The sequence below is a fragment of the Brevundimonas sp. genome, from assembly GCF_036677305.1.
Lineage (GTDB): Bacteria > Pseudomonadota > Alphaproteobacteria > Caulobacterales > Caulobacteraceae > Brevundimonas.
The window spans coordinates 1-4331 of record NZ_JAKFEB010000006.1; the positions used below are offsets into that span (position 1 = coordinate 1).

At 68.3% G+C, this 4331-nt stretch carries 6 protein-coding genes; 2 read left to right on the plus strand and 4 right to left on the minus strand.

What is annotated here, in order from left to right; all coding sequences use genetic code 11:
- Together V6M42_RS00165 and V6M42_RS00170 are read left to right on the plus strand one after the other, a co-directional pair.
- Positions 1-650 (plus strand): 3-oxoacid CoA-transferase subunit B (locus V6M42_RS00165; RefSeq protein ID WP_332676331.1); only part of this gene is annotated, 650 nt, incomplete at its 5' end.
- 50 nt (positions 651-700) lie between these two features.
- A complete protein-coding gene (locus V6M42_RS00170; protein WP_332676333.1) occupies positions 701-1552 on the plus strand; it encodes a hypothetical protein in 852 nt (283 codons plus the stop codon).
- On the opposite strand, the gene V6M42_RS00175 is transcribed toward V6M42_RS00170, so the two are convergent.
- From V6M42_RS00175 to V6M42_RS00190, 4 genes are all read right to left on the minus strand, one after another.
- On the minus strand, positions 1549-2163 hold the full coding sequence (locus V6M42_RS00175) for an ABC-type transport auxiliary lipoprotein family protein (protein ID WP_332676335.1): 615 nt from the start codon (positions 2161-2163) through the stop codon (positions 1549-1551). The two genes, V6M42_RS00170 and V6M42_RS00175, sit on opposite strands and share 4 nt — an antisense overlap.
- Positions 2160-3098: an MlaD family protein gene (locus V6M42_RS00180; protein WP_332657450.1), complete on the minus strand. Its 939-nt coding sequence runs from the start codon at positions 3096-3098 to the stop codon at positions 2160-2162. Before V6M42_RS00180 ends, V6M42_RS00175 begins: the two co-directional genes overlap by 4 nt.
- A 13-nt stretch (positions 3099-3111) precedes the next feature.
- Positions 3112-3909, minus strand: a complete 798-nt coding sequence (locus V6M42_RS00185; RefSeq protein WP_332676337.1) for an ABC transporter ATP-binding protein — start codon at positions 3907-3909, stop codon at positions 3112-3114.
- Positions 3906-4331, minus strand: a 426-nt coding sequence (locus V6M42_RS00190) for an MlaE family ABC transporter permease (RefSeq protein WP_332676339.1), incomplete at its 5' end; no start/stop codon positions are given. The genes V6M42_RS00190 and V6M42_RS00185, both read right to left, overlap by 4 nt.

The following is a 4331-nucleotide window of genomic DNA, read 5'->3' on the forward strand; positions in this document are numbered from 1 at the left end:
CCCGCACCCGCGAACAACTCGCCGCCCGCGCCGCCTGCGAGCTGCAGGACGGCTTCTACGTCAACCTCGGCATCGGCATCCCGACCCTGGTGGCCAACTACATTCCGCACGGCATGGAGGTCACCCTCCAGTCCGAGAACGGCATGCTGGGCATGGGCCCCTTCCCCTATGAGGACGAGGTCGACGCCGACCTGATCAACGCCGGCAAACAGACCATCACCGAGATCGCCGAGAGCAGCTATTTCAGCTCGGCCGACAGCTTCGCCATGATTCGGGGCGGCCACATCAACCTGTCCATCCTCGGCGCCATGGAAGTCGCCCAGAACGGCGACATCGCCAACTGGATGATCCCGGGCAAGCTGGTGAAGGGCATGGGCGGCGCCATGGATCTCGTCGCCGGCGTCAAGCGCGTGGTCGTGGTCATGGATCACGCCAACAAGCACGGCCAGTCCAAGGTCCTGAAATCCTGCACCCTGCCGCTGACCGGCACGGGCGTGGTCAGCCGCGTCATCACCGACCTGTGCGTCTTCGACGTGAAGCCCGACGGCTCGGGCCTCGAACTGATCGAACTGGCCGACGGCGTCACCCTCGAGGAAGTCGCGAGCAAGACCGAGGCAAGCTACACCGTTGCGGCTGACCTGAACTCGTAGGCATACTCCGCCGGAACCGGCCGCAGAGCCGGTCTGGTGGGAGCATCGAGATGGCGGACGGAGCCTACCGCTGGCTGGGCAATGCCCCCGCGCCCGACCCGGTTCGCGTGGACAGCATCGACGCGGCCTTTGACGAGGCCGCCGCCCACGCCTTCGGCGAGCCCGCCCGCGCCGCCGCCGTCGAACGCATCGAGCGCGCCCTGGCCGCCCCTCGCGCCGAAAGCCTCGAAGACGCCGCCGCCGCCCTGTCCCTCCTTCGCGCCCGCATCGAGGCCCTGAGGGTCGAGGCTCTCGAACCCCGCCGGGGTCTGGCGGGCCTGTTCGACAGCCACGGCAAACGGCTCAACCGCTTCCGCGAACAGTTCCGCGACGCCGACGACCGCCTCTCCTACAGCAGCGCGGTCCTCGCCGAACGCATCGAAGGCGCGGTCCGCCGCGCAACCTCGCTGGACGCGGTCTGGACCGAAATCCGCGACGTCGTCGTCGACCTCGACGCCCACCTCGCGGCGGCCGCCCGACGCCTGTCCGGCCGCATCCCCACCGAAGACGGAGCCGCCCATCCGCTGGAAGCCCGCAAGGCCGCGCTGGACGCCTGCCGCAGCGCCGCCCTCCAGTCCCTGCCGCTGATCCGGGGCTCCCAGAACGCCGACGCCCGCGCCTCCGAGGCGCTCAAATCATGCGCGGACGGTCTCGCAACCTGGCGCGACGACTGGCGCGAAGCCCTCGGCCTGTCCGGCAAACGCCCGCGCCGCATCCGCCCCGACAGGGAGCGTCTGACCCGCAGCCGGGATCAGGCGCTGGCCCGCATCGACAGGACGCTGGGCGAACTGACCACCGTCAGCGCCCGCCGCGGCGACATCGAGCGCCGTCTGGCCGCCGTCCGGACCGGCCCCAAGCCCTAGCGGGTGTTGGCCTCGGTCCAGGCCACGATCTGGGTGTTCAGGTCCCGCGTGGCCATGTCGAACGCCTCGACGATGGCTCCCACGCGGTTCTCGGTCGCGGGCTGTTCGACGCTGAACATCCGCTCCGCCGACACGGTCCGTTCCGGCGAGCTCGTCACCCGGGCGCGGGCCGTGATCACCACCGTCGGAACCGCGCCCGGCGCATCATAGCGGGCCTCGAAGGCGCGCATGTCGATGTCGAGGCTGCGTCCGCTACGCACCGGCTCGCGCGGGCCGACCAGTCGAACCCGCGTCGCCTGACCGGCGAAGGCGTTCTCGAGGCTTTCCATGTAGAGGTCCGCCGCCGGCGAGACCCAGCGGGCGCCCTTGATGTAGGCCGTCTCGGTGCCGGTCACGCCCAGCAGGCGGTCGCCCTCGACGGCTTCCGGAAACTCGACCCGCCGCAGCGAAATCGAGGTCGCCGAGGAGCCGACGCTCTCGGACACGACCGGGGCCGCCCCGCCGAACCGATAGGTCTGAACGGGATCGGGCGAGCTCAGGAGCGCGCAACCCGCGAGGGCGGAAGCCAGAACGCCGGCGGCGGTCAGCCGGATGAGGGACGAACGGATCACGGCTGGACCTCCATTTCCTTGGTCGGCGCGCGGCCGATGAAGTCGCGCGGACTGCGCCGCACCTCCTCGATCAGGCCCTCGAGGGCCACGGTGGCGTCTTCCAGTCCCTGGATGGACTGCTGCAACTGGGGCAGGCCGGTGGTGGCGAAGTCGTTTACCGGCCGCTCCAGATTGCTGATCGTGCGGTTGGCCGAGGCCGCCGCGTCTGCAGCCTGGTCTGCAGCCCGGTTGATGTTGGCGATCGCCTCGCGGCCGTCGCCCTCGACCAGCTGACGCGCGCTGACGCCCAGCGCCTGGTATTCGCCGATGGCGGCGTTGGCCTTGGTCAGCGCCTGCTCCAGCTGGGCGAACATCCCCTTGCGGGCTTCCAGTTCGCTGGACAGGGCCTCGACGTTCTTCACGCTGGTCGAGAAGGAGCGGATGTTGTCGTCCGACAGCACCCGGTTGATCCGGTTCAGCGCGTCCACCGTCTGGGCCAGCACCGTGCCCGAACCGCTCAGCAGCTCCGCGATCGGCGACGGCTGGCTCTGGATCACGGGCACCACGTTGTCGGGATACTGGGTCTTCAGTATCGCGCTCTGCGGATTGCCGGCCGTGATCTGGATGTAGTTCAGCCCGGTGATGCCCTGCGGCTCAAGCTGGGCGCGCGAGGTCACGCGCACCGGCGTCGTGCCGTCCACCCGGATGCGGGCGATGACCTGATCGCCCTTCTTCGGGTCCAGGTTCAGATCGGTCACCTCGCCGACGCGGATGCCGTTGAAGTGAACCTCCCCGCCCTCCGACAGCCCGCGCACCGGTCCGTAGAAGACTATGTCATAGACGTCGTAGTCGTTGTTGAACTGCAGGCGGGCCAGCCAGATCGTGAACACCGCCAGCGCCGCCAGAAGGGCGATGGTGGCGATGCCGACGGCGGCGTAATGGGCGTCTCGTTCCATTTCTCGGCTCTCCTTAAGCCGCCTTGTCCGCGGCGCGACCGCGCGGACCAAGGAAGTATTCTCGTATCCAGGGATGGTCGGAACCTTCGAGTTCCTGAACCGTGGCCTTGGCGACCACATGTTTGTCGGCCAGCACCGCGACCTTGTCGGTAATGGCGTAGAGGCTGTCGAGGTCGTGGGTGATCATGAACACCGTCAGGCCCAGGTCGTTCGACAGCTGCTTGATCAGCTCGTCGAACGCCGCCGCCCCGATCGGGTCCAGCCCCGCGGTCGGCTCGTCGAGGAACAGCAGCTCCGGATCCAGCGCCAGCGCCCGCGCCAGACCGACGCGCTTGCGCATGCCGCCCGACAGCTCCGCCGGCTTCAGGTGATGCGCCTCGGGCTTCAACCCGACCATGGCGATCTTCATCTCGGCCAGTTCGCGGATCACGTCCTTGGACAGTTCAGTGTGCTCGACCAGCGGCGAGGCGACATTGTCGATGACGCTCAGCGACGAAAACAGCGCGCCCTGCTGGAACAGGATGCCGGTGCGCCGTTCGACGTCGGCCTCCTGCTCCTGGGTCATGGTGGCGCGGTCGTAGCCCAGAATGTTGACCGACCCGCCCTCGGGTTCCTTCAGGCCGATGATGGAGTTCAGCAGGACCGTCTTGCCGGTGCCGGAACCGCCCACCACCCCCAGCACCTCGCCCCGGTCCAGGTCGAGATCGAGGTTCTCGTGGATGGTGCGCTCCCCGAACTGGCTCAGCAGGCCGCGCACCTCGATCAGGCGTTCGGGCTTCGCCGTCGCGGGTTTCGGATCGGCGGCCGTCAAAGGTTCAGCTCCAGGAAGATCATGGCGAAGACGGCGTCGAGGAAGATGATGGCGAAGATGGCCTGGACCACCGCCGCCGTAACCCGCCGGCCCAGGCTCTCCACATCACCGGCCACGGCCATGCCCTGACGGCAGCCGATCGCCGCAATGACGATGGCGAAAACGGGAGCCTTGACCATACCCACCATCAGGTGGGTGCCCATGTTGGGATCCTCGCTGATCCGCTGGAGGAAGAAGGAAGGGCCGTAGCTGAGCTGGCTCCAGGTCACCAGCAGACCGCCGAACAGGCCGGACACCATGCCTATGAACGTCAGGAGCGGGACCATCACGATCATGGCCGCCAGACGCGGGATCACCAGCGCCTGGAACGGGTTCACCCCCATCACCTGCATGGCGTCGACCTCCTGGTTCATCCGCATCGA